General features: G+C 30.8%; 20 protein-coding genes. 2 read left to right on the top strand and 18 right to left on the bottom strand.

Annotation, left to right across the window (positions count from 1 at the left end; genetic code table 11):
• Nucleotides 1–33 precede the first annotated feature (33 nt).
• The 10 genes from scpB to KDK92_RS23795 form a co-directional block, all read right to left on the bottom strand.
• Nucleotides 34–696, bottom strand: coding sequence for an SMC-Scp complex subunit ScpB (gene scpB, locus KDK92_RS23840; RefSeq protein ID WP_420852360.1), 663 nt, complete (start codon nt 694–696; stop codon nt 34–36).
• Nucleotides 689–1,435 (bottom strand): segregation/condensation protein A, encoded by a 747-nt coding sequence (locus KDK92_RS23835; protein WP_250861932.1) that lies wholly within the window; start codon nt 1,433–1,435, stop codon nt 689–691. The genes scpB and KDK92_RS23835 overlap by 8 nt, the downstream gene beginning before the upstream one ends.
• Before the next feature lie 206 nt (nt 1,436–1,641).
• Nucleotides 1,642–2,838, bottom strand: coding sequence for a D-alanyl-D-alanine carboxypeptidase family protein (locus KDK92_RS23830; protein WP_250861931.1), 1,197 nt, complete (start codon nt 2,836–2,838; stop codon nt 1,642–1,644).
• A 144-nt stretch (nt 2,839–2,982) separates the two neighbouring features.
• Nucleotides 2,983–4,287, bottom strand: coding sequence for a pyrimidine-nucleoside phosphorylase (locus KDK92_RS23825; RefSeq protein ID WP_250861930.1), 1,305 nt, complete (start codon nt 4,285–4,287; stop codon nt 2,983–2,985).
• A 22-nt stretch (nt 4,288–4,309) separates the two neighbouring features.
• Nucleotides 4,310–5,128 (bottom strand): purine-nucleoside phosphorylase, encoded by an 819-nt coding sequence (locus tag KDK92_RS23820; RefSeq protein WP_250861929.1) that lies wholly within the window; start codon nt 5,126–5,128, stop codon nt 4,310–4,312.
• Nucleotides 5,129–5,173: 45 nt separating this feature from the next.
• On the bottom strand, nt 5,174–5,989 hold the full coding sequence (locus KDK92_RS23815; protein ID WP_250861928.1) for a purine-nucleoside phosphorylase: 816 nt from the start codon (nt 5,987–5,989) through the stop codon (nt 5,174–5,176).
• A gap of 42 nt (nt 5,990–6,031) precedes the next feature.
• Nucleotides 6,032–7,204, bottom strand: a complete 1,173-nt coding sequence (locus KDK92_RS23810; protein ID WP_250861927.1) for a phosphopentomutase — start codon at nt 7,202–7,204, stop codon at nt 6,032–6,034.
• Nucleotides 7,205–7,243: 39 nt separating this feature from the next.
• Nucleotides 7,244–8,170: a tyrosine-type recombinase/integrase gene (locus KDK92_RS23805; RefSeq protein WP_250861926.1), complete on the bottom strand. Its 927-nt coding sequence runs from the start codon at nt 8,168–8,170 to the stop codon at nt 7,244–7,246.
• 107 nt (nt 8,171–8,277) lie between these two features.
• Complete coding sequence (spoIIM, locus tag KDK92_RS23800; protein ID WP_250861925.1) at nt 8,278–8,904, bottom strand: stage II sporulation protein M; 627 nt, start codon at nt 8,902–8,904, stop codon at nt 8,278–8,280.
• 353 nt (nt 8,905–9,257) lie between these two features.
• Nucleotides 9,258–9,803 (bottom strand): NUDIX hydrolase, encoded by a 546-nt coding sequence (locus KDK92_RS23795; RefSeq protein WP_250861924.1) that lies wholly within the window; start codon nt 9,801–9,803, stop codon nt 9,258–9,260.
• A gap of 273 nt (nt 9,804–10,076) precedes the next feature.
• On the opposite strand from KDK92_RS23795, the gene KDK92_RS24720 reads away from it, so the two are divergent.
• Entirely contained in the window at nt 10,077–10,202 is a 126-nt protein-coding gene (locus tag KDK92_RS24720; RefSeq protein WP_276576113.1) for a hypothetical protein, read from the top strand.
• A gap of 22 nt (nt 10,203–10,224) precedes the next feature.
• Nucleotides 10,225–10,350, top strand: coding sequence for a hypothetical protein (locus KDK92_RS24715; protein WP_276576112.1), 126 nt, complete (start codon nt 10,225–10,227; stop codon nt 10,348–10,350).
• A gap of 426 nt (nt 10,351–10,776) precedes the next feature.
• On the opposite strand, the gene spo0A is transcribed toward KDK92_RS24715, so the two are convergent.
• From spo0A to KDK92_RS23755, 8 genes are all read right to left on the bottom strand, one after another.
• Nucleotides 10,777–11,598 carry a sporulation transcription factor Spo0A gene (spo0A, locus tag KDK92_RS23790; RefSeq protein ID WP_250861923.1) on the bottom strand — a complete coding sequence of 274 codons (822 nt, stop codon included), beginning with the start codon at nt 11,596–11,598 and terminating at the stop codon, nt 10,777–10,779.
• A 290-nt stretch (nt 11,599–11,888) separates the two neighbouring features.
• Complete coding sequence (gene spoIVB, locus KDK92_RS23785; RefSeq protein ID WP_250861922.1) at nt 11,889–13,085, bottom strand: SpoIVB peptidase; 1,197 nt, start codon at nt 13,083–13,085, stop codon at nt 11,889–11,891.
• Between the two features lie 214 nt (nt 13,086–13,299).
• Complete coding sequence (recN, locus tag KDK92_RS23780) at nt 13,300–14,994, bottom strand: DNA repair protein RecN (protein ID WP_250861921.1); 1,695 nt, start codon at nt 14,992–14,994, stop codon at nt 13,300–13,302.
• A 38-nt stretch (nt 14,995–15,032) separates the two neighbouring features.
• Nucleotides 15,033–15,485, bottom strand: a complete 453-nt coding sequence (gene argR / locus KDK92_RS23775; protein WP_250861920.1) for an arginine repressor — start codon at nt 15,483–15,485, stop codon at nt 15,033–15,035.
• Nucleotides 15,475–16,332, bottom strand: coding sequence for an NAD(+)/NADH kinase (locus KDK92_RS23770; RefSeq protein WP_250861919.1), 858 nt, complete (start codon nt 16,330–16,332; stop codon nt 15,475–15,477). Before KDK92_RS23770 ends, argR begins: the two co-directional genes overlap by 11 nt.
• A 10-nt stretch (nt 16,333–16,342) precedes the next feature.
• Nucleotides 16,343–17,140 (bottom strand): TlyA family RNA methyltransferase, encoded by a 798-nt coding sequence (locus KDK92_RS23765; protein WP_250861918.1) that lies wholly within the window; start codon nt 17,138–17,140, stop codon nt 16,343–16,345.
• 4 nt (nt 17,141–17,144) lie between these two features.
• The gene (gene dxs / locus KDK92_RS23760) at nt 17,145–19,013 is read right to left on the bottom strand and encodes a 1-deoxy-D-xylulose-5-phosphate synthase (protein ID WP_250861917.1); all 1,869 of its coding nucleotides are present in this window, start codon (nt 19,011–19,013) and stop codon (nt 17,145–17,147) included.
• Between the two features lies 1 nt (nt 19,014).
• A complete protein-coding gene (locus KDK92_RS23755) occupies nt 19,015–19,590 on the bottom strand; it encodes a hypothetical protein (protein ID WP_420852358.1) in 576 nt (191 codons plus the stop codon).
• Between the last annotated feature and the right edge of the window lie 212 nt (nt 19,591–19,802).

The following is a 19,802-nucleotide window of genomic DNA, read 5'->3' as shown; positions in this document are numbered from 1 at the left end:
TCCACTTTCCATTCTCAACTTCTATTTATGGTTTTATTCTTCAAAGTCTGCTGCAACTTCCATGATATCTTTAGTTTCATAATCTGAAAGATTTTCTTTTTCCAACTGTTCTTCAATCTCCTTATGAAAATCTTCTTCAATTTCAAATTCATCAAGATTTGGAAGTAATCCTAAACTTTCAAGTTCAAAATGTCTCAAGAATTCATCAGTTGTCCCATAAAGTATTGGCCTTCCTGGAACCTCTTTCCTTCCGCTCTCCTTTATCAACTTCTTCTCCACTAGAGTGTAAACCGCTCTATCACATTTAACACCTCTAATATCCTCCATCTCAACTTTGGTGATTGGTTGTTTATATGCTACAATAGCTAATGTTTCAAGTGCTGCCTGTGATAAGGATTGTCTAGTATTTGTTTTTAACAACATCCTAATAAAATCAGAGTTTTCTGTTTTAGTAACCATCTGGTAACAGTCTTTAATCTTTATTATCTTTATTCCGCTTTTTTTATCTTTATTTTTCAATTCAATAAGATCATCCATTAACTTCTTCACAAATGCCTCACTACAATCCAATACATCGCAGATTTCTTTAAAAGATAGTGGATCTCCTTTAACAAATAATAAAGATTCAACTACTGAGTAATATCTTACTTTTGTCTCTTCTTCTCCTATTTGCATCTGATAAAACTCATTATCCATTATCAACAACCCTTTCAATATGTATTTCATTAAAATTATTTTTCTGATACACTTTGATATTTCTCAGCTTAATCAACTCAAGCATAGCAAGAAAAGTTACTATAACTTCCATCTTACTCTCACATGTTTTCATTATACTCTTAAATTGAATATTTCTACTCTTTTTTAGAATCAAATTAATATGTTGCATTTTATCCTCAATCTTATATTTATCGATTAAAAATTCATTTGGTATTCCATTGTTTTCATTTCGCTTGTTCATATATAAATACATTGTCTCATTATATATGTTGAAGAGTTCTAAAAGTGTAACCCCTTTTAACATCTCCTCTAAATCAAATTCCTTCTTTTCAACAATAATTTCAGGCTTTTTTGTAAACATATACCCAAACGTTTTTGATTTCCCTTTTAGGTATTCAGCAGCTACTTTGAATTTTCTATACAAGATAAGTTTATTAATAAGATCTTCTTTAGTAAGTTCATTCTCACCATCATCATCTGATAAGTTGTTCTTCGGTAGCAATTCTTTTGACTTCATTTCCAGAAGCATTGCAGCTATAACAATAAACTCTGATGTTATATCCAAATCCATGTTCTTCATGGCTTCAATATACTCCATATATTGTTTCGTTATATCTGCTATCTTAATATCATATATACTCATCTTGTTTTTCTTTATAAGATGGAGTAACAAGTCGAATGGACCTTCAAAATTGTGTATTTTTATATTTAATGCCATTATTTTCACCTATTTTTTTTATATTTGAACTAACTTTTATTATAACATCTCTGTATATTTTCATGCAAGGTTTCATCCATCAAAGAATTCTATGGAATTACATATTGTAATGAAAATAATATAGAATCATAAAAAAGGTGAAAACAATATATTTAACTTTACCAACAAAAACAGACACAAATTAAAATTGTGTCTGCTTCTTACATTTATATTGCGTAATCATAGAGATCTTTTATATTGTTAATTAAATTGTTTATAAATCCACCAATTTTTATATCTCTATCACTACAGATTTCGAATTCTCCAACCTTTGCATCCTCGAAGAATATCTCGCATTTACCAATTATATCGCCTTTCTTATATGCTTTTTTATCCATAGCTAAGATTATCTTTTTATCGATTTTTCTATTCTTTTTGTTTCTCTCAATTGTAATAGCGAAATCCTCATTTGCTTGAGCAATTAGGAACTTACTACCACTCTTATTGAAAGTAATCTTTTCTACTTTATCACCCTTCTTGAATATATCAATCTTTTGGAATTTACTGAAACCATGATTCAGTAAAATTGAAGCATCTCTATTTCGTTTCTTATATGTTGGAGCACCCATTATTACAGCTAACATTCTCACGCCGTCTCTTGTAGCTGTAGCTGATATACAGTACTTAGCTTTACTAGTGAATCCTGTTTTTAATCCGTCGCAACCATCGAAGAATCTTACAAGTTTATTATGATTAACCATTTCTATTGGGGTTCTTCTACCTTCACTTAATGTTTCCATATATGTTCCAGTATATTTTAAAACCTGTTCATGTTTTAATAACTCCTGTGACATAATTGCAATATCTTTTGCTGTCATCACATGTCCGTTCTCCGGTAACCCATGACAGTTTTTAAAAGTAGTATTTACCATACCCAATTCTTTAGCTCGTTTATTCATAAGAATAACAAACTCGCCTTCTGAGCCGCTTATATACTCTCCTAAAGCCACTGCGGCATCATTACCCGATGCTATAGCCACACCCTTTAATAACTCTTCTACTGTTCTTATCTCCCCAAGATCCAGCAACATTGTGCTACCACCCATTTTCTTTGCATTTTCGCTTATTGTAACCTTGTCACTCATTGAAATTTCTTTTTTAGCTATCTTTTCCATTGTAAGTAACATAGTCATAACTTTTGTTACAGATGCAGGTTCATACTTAATATCACTATTCTTTTCAAAAATGACCTTACCACTTTTGGGTTCCATTAACAATGCGGAATTAGCCTCAATGTTCATGCCAGCAGAAATATTATCACTTTCATTTCTTGGCTCTAAAGCACATATCTGTAAAGGTAATAATAATTCGAATATGTAGATGGCAGCAATAAACTTAATTATGTGTTTTGATGTTCTTTTCATATTTATCCTCCTCATAACTAACTTTAAACTTATTTTTACCTTATATAAAAATAATATAGCTATTTTATTTTTTCATATTTAGAAGAGGATGAAAAAAAAAGCTGTTAAAAGAAGTTCAACCCTTCTTTAACAGCTTTTGAAATATTACTTTACTATGTCATAAACTAGTGGAATTTCTTCAGTGAAACTTTCACTAATTGTAATATTATCTAGAATTCCCTTTATTGCTCTCTCAGCTTTTGTCTTATCATTAGCATGAATATACGCTATTACATCGCCTTCTTCAAGCTTTGCACCACGCTTCTTCTCCATCATAATACCAACTCCAAGGTCTATAACATCTTCCTTAGTTGCTCTTCCAGCCCCTAATTCCATTGCTACGATACCTATGTTTTGAGCATTGATTTTTGAAATATATCCTGCTTTAGGTGCTTTAACCTCAACTATGAATTCTGCTCCTGGTAGTTTACTTTGGTCATCAACCATTGTCTCATCTCCACCTTGAGCTTTAACGAATGCTTTTAAAGCCTTAAGAGCTTCACCTGACTCTATTGTTCCTAAAAGTTTTTCTCTTGCTTCGTCAGCATCCTTAGCTCCGCCAGCAAGAACAACCATGTTACTACCAAGAGTTAGACATAACTCTAGAAGATCACTTGGTCCATTACCTTTTAGTGTTTCTATAGCTTCTTTAACCTCTAAAGCATTTCCTATTGCTTTACCTAATGGTTGATCCATATCAGAGATAATTGCAACTGTGTTTCTACCAACGCCTTTTCCTATAGAAACCATTTCCTCTGCTAAAGCTCTCGCGTCTTCAACAGTTTTCATGAATGCTCCATCTCCAACTTTAACGTCAAGTACTATAGCATCTGCTCCTGAAGCAATCTTCTTACTCATAATACTTGAAGCAATTAGAGAAATATTATCAACTGTTGCAGTAACATCTCTTAATGCATATAACTTCTTATCTGCTGGTGCTAAGTCACCACTTTGTCCAGCGATAGCAAGTTTTAGAGTATTTACATTGTCAACAAATTTTTCTCTTGTCATTTCAACTGAAAAACCATCAAAACTCTCAAGTTTATCTATAGTTCCACCAGTGTGACCTAATCCTCTACCAGACATTTTTGCAACAGGAATACCTAAAGCTGCAACCATTGGTGTAATAACTAAAGAAGTAGTATCACCTACACCACCTGTACTATGTTTATCAACCTTAACACCCTTAATATCAGAAAGATCAATAACATCTCCGCTATTTACTATCGACATTGTTAAATTAACAGTCTCTTCTTTATTCATCTTTTGAAAGAATATTGCCATTAATAAAGCAGATGCCTGATAATCTGGAATTTCTCCCTTAGTATATTTTTGAACAAAGAAATCTATCTCTTCTTTTGATAATTCTTCCCCTCTTCTTTTCTTGAGGATTAAATCATACATTCTCATATCTCAACTACTCCTTTCCAGACTACATCATTTTAATTATTTCTTTAACTAATGAAACAAAGTTATTTGCAGCTCTATTAGCATTTGCAACAACAGTGCTATGCTCTAGTGGCTCTAATCCTTCTGCTATTGCCATATCAGTTATACATGAGATACCTAAAACTTTCATACTCATATGATTTGCAGCAATAACTTCAGGTACAGTAGACATACCTACCGCATCTCCCCCAATTAATCTTAACATCTTAAGTTCAGAAGGAGATTCATAGTTTGGTCCACTTACCGGAACATAAACCCCTTCCCTTAAAGTAATTCCTAATTCTTTTGCACAGCCTTTTGCAAGTGTTCTTAACTCTTTGTTATACGCCTCAGACATATCTGGGAATCTTGGTCCTAACTCATCATAGTTAGCTCCAATAAGAGGATTGCCTCCCATCATGTTTATATGATCCGTAATAAGCATTAAATCAGCAGCTTCGAATTCTGGATTCATCCCACCTGCAGCATTTGTTACGATAATCTTCTCAACACCTAGATATTTAATAACTCGTACTGGGAATACAACTGTAGACATATCATGGCCTTCATAGAAGTGAAATCTTCCATTCATTGCAAGGATTTTCTTTCCGTTAACATCCCCAATTATAAGTTCCCCTGCATGACCTGCTACTGTGGACTCTGGGAATCCGGGAATATCGCTATACTTTATTGTTATCTTATTCTCTATTTCTGAAGCAAGTTTCCCTAGCCCTGACCCTAAAATTACAGCTACATCTAACTTACCATCATATTTGCTTTTAATGAACTCTCTAGCTTCAATAATTTGTTTTATTAAATCCACAGCTCTCTCCTCCAAACAACATGTTATTCTCTCTCTAACAACAAATTATACTCTCTTAACAATCTCCCCAACTAACTGGATGAATTCTTTTCTAACCTTTGCTGAAGTTTCAATAACCTCTTCGTGATTAAGCGGTTGATCCAGAATACCTGCAGCCATGTTAGTTATGCACGAAATACCTATTACTTTTAATCCACAATGTTTTGCAGCTATAACCTCTGGAACCGTTGACATACCAACAGCATCTGATCCTAAAATTCTTAACATTTTAATCTCAGCTGGTGTCTCATATGTAGGACCAGTCATCATAGTGTATACTCCCTCTTTTACATTAACTCCGATATCCTTAGCACACTCTCTAACTAAGTCTCTTAAGTCTTGGTCATATGGATCTGACATATCTGGGAATCTTGGTCCAATTTCTTCGTCATTAGCTCCCATTAATGGATTATTGAAAGCAAAGTTAATGTGATCTTTAATAATCATTAAGTCTCCAGGTACATACTCAGTGTTTACTCCACCTGCAGCGTTTGTAACCATTAGTACCTTAACACCTAATTCCTTCATGATGTTTACTGGCATTCCTAATCTCTCCATTGCATGACCTTCATAGTAATGGAATCTACCTTGCATACAAACAACATTTTTACCATTTAATTTACCAAATACGAATTGACCTGCATGACCGTGTACTGTTGAGGCTGGCATATTAGGTACATCTTGATATTTAATGATTACTTTATCTTCAAGGTTATCAGCCATAGCTCCTAAACCAGACCCAAGAATTGCCCCAATTTCTGGTGTCTCCTTTATAATACCTCTAATATACTCTGCACTCTCTTTTATCTTTTTGTAATTCATTATAAACCCTCCATTATATTTGTAAATTTACTTAATCAAAATTTATTTTCTAATCTCTTTATAAAAACTTTCTCCATTGATATCGTTGTCAACATTAAACATATCTAAAACTGTTTTTCCAATATCACAGAAAGATTTTTTTGTGCCAAGGTTAACATTTTCTTTAATACTGTTACCATAAACAAGAAGTGGAATATATTCCCTTGAATGATCAGTACCAGGCATTGTTGGATCACATCCATGATCAGCAGTAATAATTAATACATCGTCTTCATCCATGTTATCAAGAATTTCAGGTACTCTATTGTCAAAATCTAATAAAGCTTGAGCATATCCTTCAGGGTCATTTCTGTGACCATAGTTCATATCAAAATCAACAAGATTTGCAAATATAAGACCATCTTTACTCATTTTCATGTATTCTATAATATTATCTACACCATTCATATTATTCTTATTATGAACAGCATCAGTTACTCCAAGTTTGTTAAATATATCTTCAATTTTTCCAACTGCCATTACACCCTGACCAGCTTCATGCATGTATTGTAGCATCATCTTTATAGGTGGGTTAAGAGCATAATCTCTTCTATTAGCTGTTCTTGTGAAACTTCCTACTTCACCTACAAAAGGTCTTGCAATAACTCTTCCTACACTTCTCTCTCCTACAAGCATATCTCTAGCTATCTGACACATGTTGTAAAGTTCTGGAACTGATATTACCTCTTCATGAGCAGCAATTTGGAAAACAGAATCAGCAGACGTGTATACTATTGGATAACCAGTCTTCACATGTTCTTCTCCAAGTTCTTTTATTATTTCTGTACCTGAAGCAACTTTGTTACCTATAATTTTTCTACCGATTTTCTCTTCAAAATCTTTGATTATTTCTTCAGAGAATCCATCAGGATAAGTGTTCAATGGTTCTTCAAGTATTACACCACTAATCTCCCAATGCCCTGTAATAGTATCTTTACCTTTTGAAGCCTCTGCGCATCTACCAAAAGCCCCCTTTGGCATATCTACAGAATCAATTCCTTTTATATCATCAATATTTCCCAGGCCTAAAGCTTCCATATTTTTAAGTTTTAGTCCACCTAGTTTCTTGCTAATATTTCCTATTGTATTACTCCCTTTATCACCATATAGTTCTGCATCTGGTAATGCTCCAATACCAACACTATCCAGTACAATTATAATCGCTCTTTTACTCATATTCTTACTCCTTTCTTATGTGTATATATATATTTAAATTTATTTAGCTCTGGGATGTGAATTTTCATAAACTTCTTTAATCTTATAGTTATCAATTACATCTTTATAAATAGCTGTAGCCATGAGATTTTTATGACCTAATATTCTCTGTACAGCTGTTATATCTGCACCATTTTCAATTAAATGAATTGCAAATGAATGCCTAAGTGTATATGTGTTAATATTCTTTTCAATATTAGCTTCTCTACTATACTCTTTAATTAGTTTCCAGAAACCTTGTCTTGTCAATTTATTTCCTTTTAAATTAAAGAAAACGAGATCACTAGTATTTTTCTGATAATTTTCTCTCTCTTTCATATATACCTTAAGATACTTCAATGCAATTTTTCCTATTGGTATTACTCTTGTCTTTCGATTATTCTTTCTCAAGAATATTTGTCTACGGTCAAGATCCATATCATATATACTTAAGCTTAAAAGTTCACTAACCTTTACCCCACAAGCATACATAAGTTCTAACATAGCCTTATCTCTTAATCCTTTAAATGTTGTTAAATCTTGTGTATTAAGTAATAGGTCAACCTCTTCAACAGTTAAAGTCACTGGTACTGGTCTAACCTTAATAGGTACCTCAAACTCAGTATTCACAGGTTCTTTAATAATTTTCTTCTTGTACATAAATCCAAGTAAATTATTTATAGAGCTCAAGTTTCTGGTTATAGTTGAGTTTGCTTTTTTCTGCATTTTAAGGTTATTTAAATATTTAATTACCAATATGTTATCGATGTCATAAAACTCAATATTAAGTTCCTGAACATAATTTAAAAACATATTGCAATCGCTAATATATGCTTCTTTTGTATTATTAGTAAAGCTCTTGCTGTTTATGTATTTAATATACTCAGCCATAAGTGCCATGACATCACCTCTTTCAAAATAATTAACTTGCTTAATGTTATTATTCAACAAAAATCTTTAAATTCCTCTACAAACTTTTATTTTTTTTTATTTTCAAAAAGTTTAATAAAATAATGCGCAGATTACGCTGCGCATGCTTTCATTCGAATTTCAAATTATACTTGGGCTAATAATAATGGAAATACCATGCATTGCATAAAATTTATCACTATAATAACAGATATTATTATTATATAATAACTTCCATATGATAAAATTCCTTTAAACCAACTTTTACCTTGTCCAATTCCATTTTGAATAATCCTTATAGAGTTTTCTATTGCAAGTACAGATGAAAATAACATTATTGGTATGTACATAATATTAAATATAATAAGCCCAATAACAGATAACCACAATCCATTTGTTCCAAAATTATTTGTAACAAAGCAGAAAGCAAACCCAAGAGTAAATCCTTTATATATATCTACAAGATAAATAAGCGGTAATCCTATTACAGTCAAACCTAAAACAAAAAGCACCAAAAAAAACTGAAGATTACTTTTTAACGTTCCTAAAAAATAATGTAATGTGCTAATACTTCCATCGTTCAAAACTGAAGCATTTCTATTTATAACTTCAATTAATCCCTCTCTCTGTTGTCCTACCATATACTTAGCAGAATATATGCCTATTACCATACCAAAACATAAACAGAAAATTGCAATTAGATAAAAAATCATATTATTGTTAACATGTAATATAATTTTTTCTTTTACACCACTCTTTACTCTATAGTTCATTTCCCACCTCACACTTTATCTTTTAACTTAGACATATTTAATAAATACTAGTACCTATGCCTTAAACAATATTTATTAATATACTATGTGTGAAATGATTTTCTTATTACTTTTTAGGCGTATGAAAATAAATAACAAGTCAAAGATGTGACGGATATTTTGCGAAATGTGAAGAGTTGGGTTCCACTGATAGTAGTTCTATCAGTGGGTTCCAAGGATGAAGCAGTTCACAAAATAGACTTGTATACAGAAAGAAATTTACCTTATGATTCTTGATATAGAAAATAGTGAAGGTTCAACACTTTTTCTATATCAAGATATAAATGATAATTTCTTTCTGTATAACTGACTAGTTATTTATTTGAATATGCCTTATTCTTGTTATCATAAAAACAAATAGCAGAAAGTGTTTTGCTATCTATTATTTTTCCTTCTCCAATCAACTCTCTTAACTCAGCTACTGGCATCTCTTTAACATTTAAAAACTCATCATCATCCCTATCATCTCCAACATATTTCAAATCAGTTGCGCAATAAAGTTTTATTATCTCATTACAGAATCCCGCTGAAGTAACAATCTCACCAATATACTCTATGTTTTCTGAAATATATCCTGTCTCTTCTCTTAACTCCCTATGAGCACATTCCAATGGATCTTCATCCCCATCAATCTTACCTGCGGGAATTTCTAATAAAATATCATCTATAGCAGTCCTATACTGTTCAACTATTAGAACCTTATCTTCTTTAAACGCCAAAATTCCAACAGCCCCATTATGATAAACTACCTCTCTTTTTGCCATCTTACCATTAGGAAGTTCAACATCTAACATTTTCACATCAATAATTTTCCCTTTAAAAATATCTTCTTTATTTATGATTTTTTCTCTAAGTTCCATTTTTATCATCCTTCCTACATATATTAAAACCCCACAAAATCCCTTTAGGCAGAATTTTTTGGATAAAATAAATTTACTAATAAATTTATTTTATCCTTGTTTTATAGTAAATACAAGATTTAATTTTCTAAATTTTCCATATGTTATTTCACTTGAACTTTTCCACTATTGATATCAAATATATGTCACTAATATTTCAGCTTTCTATTGGAAAACATAATTTTAAGGTAATAAATATACATTTTAAAAACTTAAGATGAAAGGATGATAGCTATGACAAGTGAAAACAAACCTAAGGCTACCAAGCAAAACAAAAAAGAAGATGGAAAATTTAGTTCCGTGCAAAAAAAACATGTTGAACCTGAAAGATGTGGAACTGCTTACTCAGCTAAATCATAAATAAGATGAAAGGAAGATAGAAATGACAAAACAAAAACCATCAAGAAACCCAAATAGAAGCACAAAAGATAATGCCCAAACTAAAGGTGCCCATGATAAACATGGTATGAATGATAGAAATAAAGCAGCACACTCACATAATCAATAACAATCAAGTTCATTATATTATAATATGTATTTAATAAAACTCAAGGATATTTTATTTATTCCTTGAGTTTTTTATTGTAATAAACTCCATCTAAAAAAAACAGTTAGACCATTTTCAAAAACCATTGACTTGTACAAATATATTTGTCGTGTCAATGGCTTTAATAAGCTTCTGAAAGCCGAAATCACTTATATCTTCCTTTAGTCTTCTTGAAGTCTTAAATTGCCTTACACGAGCTATTTGATTAATCTGAATATACTCGCTGTCAAAACAAAAAGACACCTCCATATCATAAACTGATATAAAAGCATCTTTAAAATCATAATAATATTAGTCGGTATGAAAAGATATTAGTTGGTCTACGGATACGTTTTCCAATTAATTACATACCTTGTTATACGTTGATATACCTTACTCAAAAACTACTTAGCTTACTCTATTCTGTAATCTCAACTTATCAGCAACCATAGCGATAAATTCAGAGTTTGTTGGCTTGCCTTTATCATTGTGGATTGTGTATCCGAAAAGCTTATTGATAGTGTCTACTTGACCCCTAGACCAAGCAACCTCAATCGCATGTCTGATTGCTCTTTCAACTCTACTAGCTGTAGTATTGAACTTCTTAGCTATATTTGGATAAAGCTCTTTTGTTACTGCTGATAATAACTCAATATCATTAACTACCATGCTTATAGCTTCTCTTAAATACATATAACCTTTAATATGAGCTGGTACACCAATCTCATGAATTATACTAGTTATTTCTCTCTCAAGATCGAATGGTTCATTTCTAACTTCATTTCTAAAAGTAGCAGGTTGTGAATTTACAAATGTATTTGACACCCTACTTCCTTCACCAGATATTGTACTATTAAACATCTGTCTTATTCTCTTAGTGAACACATCCATATCGAATGGTTTAACTACGTAGTAATCAGCACCTAATGTTATAGCTCTCTGTGTAATCTTATCCTGCCCTACAGCTGAAAGAACAATCACTTTTGGTGATGAACTTAAATTCAAACTACCTAATCTCTCTAATACTCCAAGACCATCAAGTTGAGGCATAATAATATCTAATACAACTAAATCTGGTTGTTTCTCTTCAATTAGTTTAAGAGCTTCCAATCCATCTCTAGCTATACCTGTAACAACTATATCCTTTTGAGTTAATAGATAGTCGTTAAGAATACTACAAAATTCTTTATTATCATCTGCAATTAAAACATTAATTTTGTTGTCATCCATTTGAACTTCCCCCTTCTTTTTTCCCAAAATACCAAATCCTAACAATTATTAAATTCGACAATTGAGTTATAATTCCTTCTATTTGGAAAAATAAATATATTTTTTTTTATTTTTTTAGCTGAAACATCATAAAAGTCTGTTTTTCAATATATGTACACATTCTATTCTAATAAAATTCCTGTATTGCTAAATCATTACTTATTATCCTAATAAAAAAAATAAATAAAGATTTCAGATATGCATCTTACTACCTTTACTTATATTTTACTATCTTTTTAGTAAATTTACCACTATTTATTTAAAATTTCAGCATCATTTATCATCCACTCAATATAAATGCCATATCCAACATCAGGTTTATTTACTAAAACATGTGTCACAGCTCCAATTATTTTGTTGTTTTGTATAATAGGACTTCCACTCATCCCTTGAACTATTCCTCCAGTTTCTTTCAATAATTTCTCATCCGTAACTCTTATTAACATACTTTTCCCATTTGCTACGTTTTGATCAAGTAATTTTTCAATTTGAATATCATAAAATGCTGGTTTTTTCCCCTTTATGGTTGTTATAATTTGAGCTTTTCCTACTTCGATTTCATCTTTTAAGCCGATTGGCAACGGTTTACTACTTATAGGATTAATAATTTTAGCGTTACTTTCTCCAAATATCCCACAAATTGTGTTGCTCTTTATTTGACCTAAACTTTTACTATTTTCATTAAAAATTCCTCTTAGTTCGCCTGGTGCACCTCTCATACCTTTTTTTACAGAAAGTATATTTGAATTGACTATCTCGCCATTCTCAATTTTCATTATTTCTCCTGTATCCACATCTGTTATTGGGTGTCCCAAGGCACCAAACTTTTTACTGCTATCATGATAAAAAGTAAGTGTTCCTACGCCCGCTGTACTGTCTCTTACCCACATTCCAATTTTATATTTACCATCACTCTCACTCTTAATTGGCTTAATATTTTTTAAATTCTTCTTTCCTTTTCTCTCTATTAAAATTCTATGAACTCTTTTTGGGTTTTCATTTATTGTCTTTGAAATATCAGTAGCCACACTTATCTTTTTCCCATCTATTTCTAGAATGCAATCACCTACTACAATTCCCGCTGTAGCTGCAGGGCTTTTTTTAACTACTGCATTGTCATTTATATCTGTAAGTGCCACAACAAGAGCTCCTTTAGTTTTTAATTTAATTCCAACTGGTGTACCACCTGGATAGAGTTCTACCTTTGATACAGAATTAATATTAACTTTTTTCAAACTCAATACACCTAACAATTTAGCATCATACAAATTATTATCATTAGCTTCTTTTGCGTTAACTTTTTCATATTTAATAATTTTATTTTGTAAGAAAGAATCTAAATTTTTTGTATGTACATTATCAGGTAATAACTCGTAAGCACTAGATACTGCGCACACAACTAACAAAAGTAACATTATTATAAAATTATAAATACTTTTCTTTTTCATTGAATTCCCCCCATTAAATTATTGTTATACATTTAAAGTTCCCTTTTTAAACAAGCTATATTCTGTATTATTACTTGAAGTAGAACCAATGAATTTAGGGATATATAATAAATAAATTATTTGGTTTATTTTACCGCTAACTTACATATAGATTATTGTAATTTTTGACAAAAAAATAAGACTATAGTTATAGTCTTATTTTTTCTTAATATAATTAATTTATTCTATTTTTTTTATTATCTGCTAATCTTATAATCTCAATAGCATGATTTTTTATAGCTTCTGTAATATTATCTCCACCTGACATTTTAGCAATTTCATCAATTTTTTCATTACTATCAAGAATTTCAATATTCGTATATGTTTTATTCTCCACAACCTTCTTTTCAACCCTGTATATGTGATCTGCTATACAAGCAATTTGTGGTAGGTGGGTTACACAAAAAACTTGATGTTTTTTTGATATATCATACATTTTTTCTCCAACTCTTTGAGCAATCTTTCCACTGATTCCAGTATCAATTTCATCAAACACAACTGAAAAAACTTTATCTCTATCAATAAACACAGATTTTAATGCTAGCATTATTCTTGAAAGTTCTCCCCCTGATACTATAGCTCCTAATGAATTCATTGGTTCACCTGGATTAGTAGAAATTACAAATTCTACTTCATCATTTCCTAGTGAATTAAACTTTGATAGTTTTCTTACATCAACACCAAAGTTACTCTTTTCTAACCCAACAAATTTTAGTTCATCATTAACCTTTTCAGCTAACCTCTTTCCTATAACCATTCTATCATTGTGTAATTCCCCAGCTGAAATTTTTAATTCTTTTTCAAAAATTTGGATTTGTTCTTCCAACTCATCAATTTCATTATCTCTATTTTGAAGTTCATCATATTCCTTAAGAATTTTAGATTTATATTGGATTATATCTTCTATTGTTTCTCCATACTTTTTTTTCATACTATCAATTATGTATAGTCTTTCATTAATCCAATCTAATTCATTGTTATCAAAATAAATTTCTCCACTTAAACTGTTTATCTCTCTTATACATTCTTCAATAGTATAAAAAGCATCATTTAAATCATTTTTCACACCTTTAATCTTCGGAAAGCATTCTTCCAATTCTATAAAATCAGAAACAATATTGTTTAAATCATCGTATATAGATCTTCCACCATAATTAGCTCCATTTAGCTTGCCATAAGCATTTTCAAGAGTAGTTTTAATTTTTTCACTATTGTTTAAGGTATTAAAGTTCTCATTTAAAGCAATATCTTCACCTGGTTTTAATTCATTTTTTTCTATATCATCAATTTGAAATTTAAGAAATTCAATCCTCTTATTGGCACCTTGAATTTCTTCCCTATACTTATTTACTCTATTTTTTAAATTAGTATATTCTTTAAATTTATATTCAAATTTCTTTTTTTTCTCAATGAATTCCGAATCTCCATAATGGTCAAGGTACATTATATGCTTTTTACTATCTAAAAGTTCGATATTATCATGCTGTCCATGAATATCTAATATATTTTTTGCTAATTCTTTTAAGGTTGATATATTTACTGCAGTATTATTAATTCTGGTTATTGTTTTTCCATATTTAAATGTTTCTCTAGAAATAATCAAATAATCTTCATATTCAATTCCAATATTATTAAGTTTATCTTTTATATATTCCTCTTCAATTAGAAATATTGCTTGTACAAAAGTTTTCTTTTCTCCACTTCTTATGGAATTTTTTGAAAACTTTCCTCCAAGAACAAAATTTATGGAATCAATTAGTATTGATTTACCTGACCCTGTCTCTCCACATAGAACATTAAATCCATCATTGAATCCCACTTTGACCTCTTGTATTAATGCAAAGTTCTTAATATGTAATTCAAGAAGCATAGTATCCTCCTACAACTCATTTATCAATAAATTTTAAATTAGTCATTTATTATTTTATGAATTTCTTCAACCAATTTATTAGCTTCTTCTTCTTCTCTAAGAAGTATAAACATTGTGTTATCGCCTGCTATTGTACCCGCAATCCCAAAAAAATCAAGCTGATCTATCATTTCTCCTGCTGCCGAAGCACTTCCTGGTAAAGTTTTAATTACAACAAATTTATCTACTTTCTCTATACTTAAAATACTATTGGAGAAAATACCAAGAAGTTTTTCTTTTTTTATATCACTATTAGGAACTGAAATAGCATATATATATCTTTTGTTTTTTGATAACACCTTAATAATTCTTAATTCTTTAATATCTCTAGAAAGAGTAGATTGTTTAACATCGATTCCTCTTTCTAAAAGTTTTTCTCTCAACTCTTCTTGTGTCTCAACATCATATTTTTTTATTATTTCAATAATAGTTGCCTGTCTTCTACCTTTCATTTTTTATCACCTTCATAAAATTATTTTTATGCATGATTTTTCTTCTAAGAATGTCAAAATAATCATTATTTAATAATCGTAATACCTTACATCTCTTTTCGTTGTTTGTTACAATAATTTCATCATCTTCAGATAATTGGTATACATTTTGACCATCAACAGTTAAAAATATACTTTCGTTTTTCCCTTTTAACTTTAATACAATTTCCTTATTTGCTGATACAACCATAGTTCTCATTGACAACGTGTGAGGGCAAATTGGTGTAATAGCAACAACATCCAACTCCGGATGAATAATCGGCCCTCCTGCTGATAAATTATATGCAGTTGACCCCGTTGGTGTTGATATTATTATACCATCTGCAGTAAAATTAGTATAAAATTTATTATCAATACTTATTGAAAATTCAACTATTCTTGATAGTGTTCCTTTAGCAATAACTATATCATTCAGTGCTATGAATTCATCAGTTTCACCATCTTTTATTTTACAGTTAAGCATAGTTCTTTCTTCAATTTCATATGAATCTCTATATAACTCACCAATAATATCATCAAAGTCTCCAATTTCAGCATTAGTTAAAAATCCAAGGTTTCCGATATTAATTCCCAAAATAGGTATATCGTTCTTTCCAAGACTTCTAGCAGTTCTAAGAATTGTTCCATCGCCACCAAAAACAATGATAAAATTTAAATTTTCAGCTCTTTCACCATCTAAACCCATAGAATCTTTGAAGATCTCAAAATGAACATCATGAAAAACTTGTTGTAGTTTCTCAATTATTTCATATAATTGCTCACCATGAAAATCTTTACTTGAGTTTATGTTAATTCCAATTTTTTTCATATTGAACCACCTACTTTAATGTTAAAAATGCTTCATTAACAAAACTATCAACTTCAATATCATTATACTTTACAATCGATTTTTCTCCATAAATTAAATATTCAATATTTCCATTTGGCCCTTTAATTGGTGAATAACTTAGTTTCACATTACCTATATTATTTTCTTTAAATAAAAGTAAAAGTTCCTTAATAACTCTAATATGCTCTTTCTTATCCTTCACTACGCCTTTTTTATTAACATATTTTCTTCCACATTCAAACTGAGGTTTTATAAGAGCACATATTTTACCTTCACTATCCAGAAAACTACTTGCATTAGCAAGAATTTTTCCAATTGATATAAAAGATACATCAATTGATATAAATTCAATTTTATCTTCTATATCCGCCCTTGTAAGATCTCTAATATTACATTTTTCCATAGAAATAACCTTAGGATGTCCTTTTAATTTTTCATGAAGTTGAGAAGTTCCAACATCAATACCATACACCTTTTTTGCTCCATTTTGAATCATACAATCTGTAAACCCACCAGTGGAAGCTCCTATATCCATACAGGTTACGTCTTTTAAATCAATATTGAACTCACTAATTGCTTTTTCTAACTTCAGCCCACCTCTACTAACATAAGGAATTTGCCTGCCAGTGAATTTCAATTCACTTTCTATAGAAACCCTCTTTCCAGTTTTAGTTACTATTTCTCCATCTACTTGAATCTCGCCATTCTTTATATGTTCTTGTGCTCTTTCTCTTGAAGAAAAAATTTCCTTTTTAAAAAGCAGAACGTCTAATCTTTCAGTTTCCATTGTCTCACCTTAGTACCCTTTCTATACTGTCAACTATTCCTTGACCGTGTAAATTGTATTTTTCATAAAGTATTTCAACATTTCCATGTTCAATAAATTCATCTGGAAATCCAAGGTTCAAGATTTTTGAGTTACTATCAGTTTTATTTAGATAAGATAATACACTTTCACCAAATCCGCCTCGAAGTACATTATCTTCTATAGTAACAATCACCTTGAATTTATCCTTTAACTCATCTAATAACATATTATCAATAGGTTTTATAAATATCCCATTTATTACTGACGCATTTATTCCATTTTTCTTAAGAATCTCCCATGCTTCAAGTACCTTTGATATGAGTTTTCCATTAGAAATAATCGCTACATCTGTACCTTCTTTAATTATCTCCCATTTTCCTTCTTTAATAACATCTATATCATCAATTTCATTAATTCTATCATAATCTCCGCCTCTAGGGTATCTAATGGCAACAGGTCCATTATGATTAAATGCCCATCTGAGTATTTTATTCATTTCTCCTATTTTCTTAGGAGCAATTACCGTAATATTTGGTATTTGTGTAAGATATGAAATATCAAACACACCTTGATGTGTTTCACCATCATCACCAACTATTCCAGCTCTATCAATACCCAAAACCACAGGAAGATTTTGCAAACATATATCATGTAGTATTTGATCGAAGGCCCTTTGAAGAAAAGTTGAATACACTGCAAAAAAAGGCTTTAATCCTTCGCTAGCCATCCCTGCTGCCATTGTTGTAGCATGCTGTTCAGCAATTCCTACATCAAAGAATCTATCTTCAAATTTAGTACTAAATTCCCCTAAACCTGTTCCTTTAGGCATTGCAGCTGTTATAGCAACTACTTTTTCATCTTCTTTCGCTATATCAATAAGTGCATCTCCTACAGCCGCTGAGTACGTAGGGGATGTTTTTTTTAATGTTTCTCCTGTAACAACATCAAATTTCCCGATACCATGAAACTTATCTGGGTTATTTTCAGCTGGTTTATAGCCCTTGCCTTTTTTCGTAATCACATGAATTAAAACTGGTCCATCTAATTTTTTTGCATCTTCCAAAATCTCTTCTAGATGTTTAATATTATGACCATCTATTGGTCCAAAATAGTGAAGTCCCATATCTTCAAATATCATATCAGGCAATACAACCTGTTTAACAGCACTTTTTACATTTACAATACTATCTGATATTTTTTTGCCAACATGAGGTATTTTTCCTATTGAGCTCTTTACTTTTCGCTTTATTTTATTATAATTTGGATTCACTCTCAAATCGTTAAGTATATTTGACATTGATCCTACATTTTTAGAAATAGACATTTCATTATCATTTAAAATAATAATCATTTTTGTTTTTCTGAATCCAACGTCATTCAATGCTTCAAAAGCCATTCCACCGCTAAGAGCACCATCGCCAATTATTGACACAACATTAAACTTCTCTTTATTAATATCCCTTGCCCTTGCCATACCTATTCCCGCCGAAATAGATGTGCTACTGTGTCCAGCTTCAAAGAAATCGTATTTACTTTCACTTCTTTTTAAAAAACCACTTAAACCTTGATGCTGTCTTAATGTAGGAAATTTATCTTTCCTACCTGTTAAAATTTTATGTACATATGCTTGGTGACTAACATCCCAAATAACCTTGTCATAATCTAAATCAAACACTCTATATAAACTGAGAGTCAATTCCACAACACCTAAATTTGATGCTAAATGGCCACCTGTTTTGCTTATGTTCTCTATAAGGAATTTTCTTATTTCCATACTTAATAGATCTAGTTCATTATAATCTAATGATTTAATATCTTTAAAAGAATTAACTTTATTAAATATATTATACATCTTAACCTTCCTTCTTAATCATGTTTACTACCTGTGCAACTTTAAAAACAATATCATTACTATATTTAATTGCAATATTTTTTCCCATAGCTTTTCCTCCAACAGTCCCTGCTGCAACTAAAGCACCCATGGCAGCACTCAATAATGCTTTTTCAAAAGACACATCTCCAATGGAAAAAGAGTATGCTACTTTTGCAGTTATTAATCCTCCTGCTGAACCACTTACAATACCACAAATATCTCCAATTACATCATTACAGAAATTCGATACCTTATCGGCATTTCTAACTAACTTAACTGCCAATTTAGCACCAGGTACTTTTTTAGCCGCCATAGAGTGAAATGGAGTTTCATTAGCTGCGGTAACCGCAGTACCAATGGTGTCAAGCACAACCCCAAAGGTAATTATCAAAATTAATATAACAAAAGCTACTAATACACCAGCGTCTTTTAGTAGCAAATCAGATAACAGGGAAATTGTTCCCCCTAATAAAATTGTCCATAGTATGATAAAAACTACCCATTTTTTATGACTCATTGTTTCTTTGGCTTTTTTAGATTTTTTTTCTTTACCCACTTAATTGCTTCTCCTTACAGTATAAAATATGTAAAAAAGTGGTGATATATTAAGTAAACCTTATGGCTTAGGTCCAGTTGGATTTCCCACAGAGTTGCCAAGTGTCGCCAACTTGACGGTTTCCCATTAAAACTCTGTCTAATATGTTACCATTATTAGTACTGGACTACCACTTAGACCACACTGCAATCCCTAATATATCTCACTTAAAA

Origin of the sequence: Oceanirhabdus seepicola (assembly GCF_023684385.1) — a bacterium.
GTDB lineage: Bacteria > Bacillota > Clostridia > Clostridiales > Clostridiaceae > Oceanirhabdus > Oceanirhabdus seepicola.
Note: the sequence above shows the minus strand (reverse complement) of the source record. Positions and strands in the feature narration are given on the sequence as shown.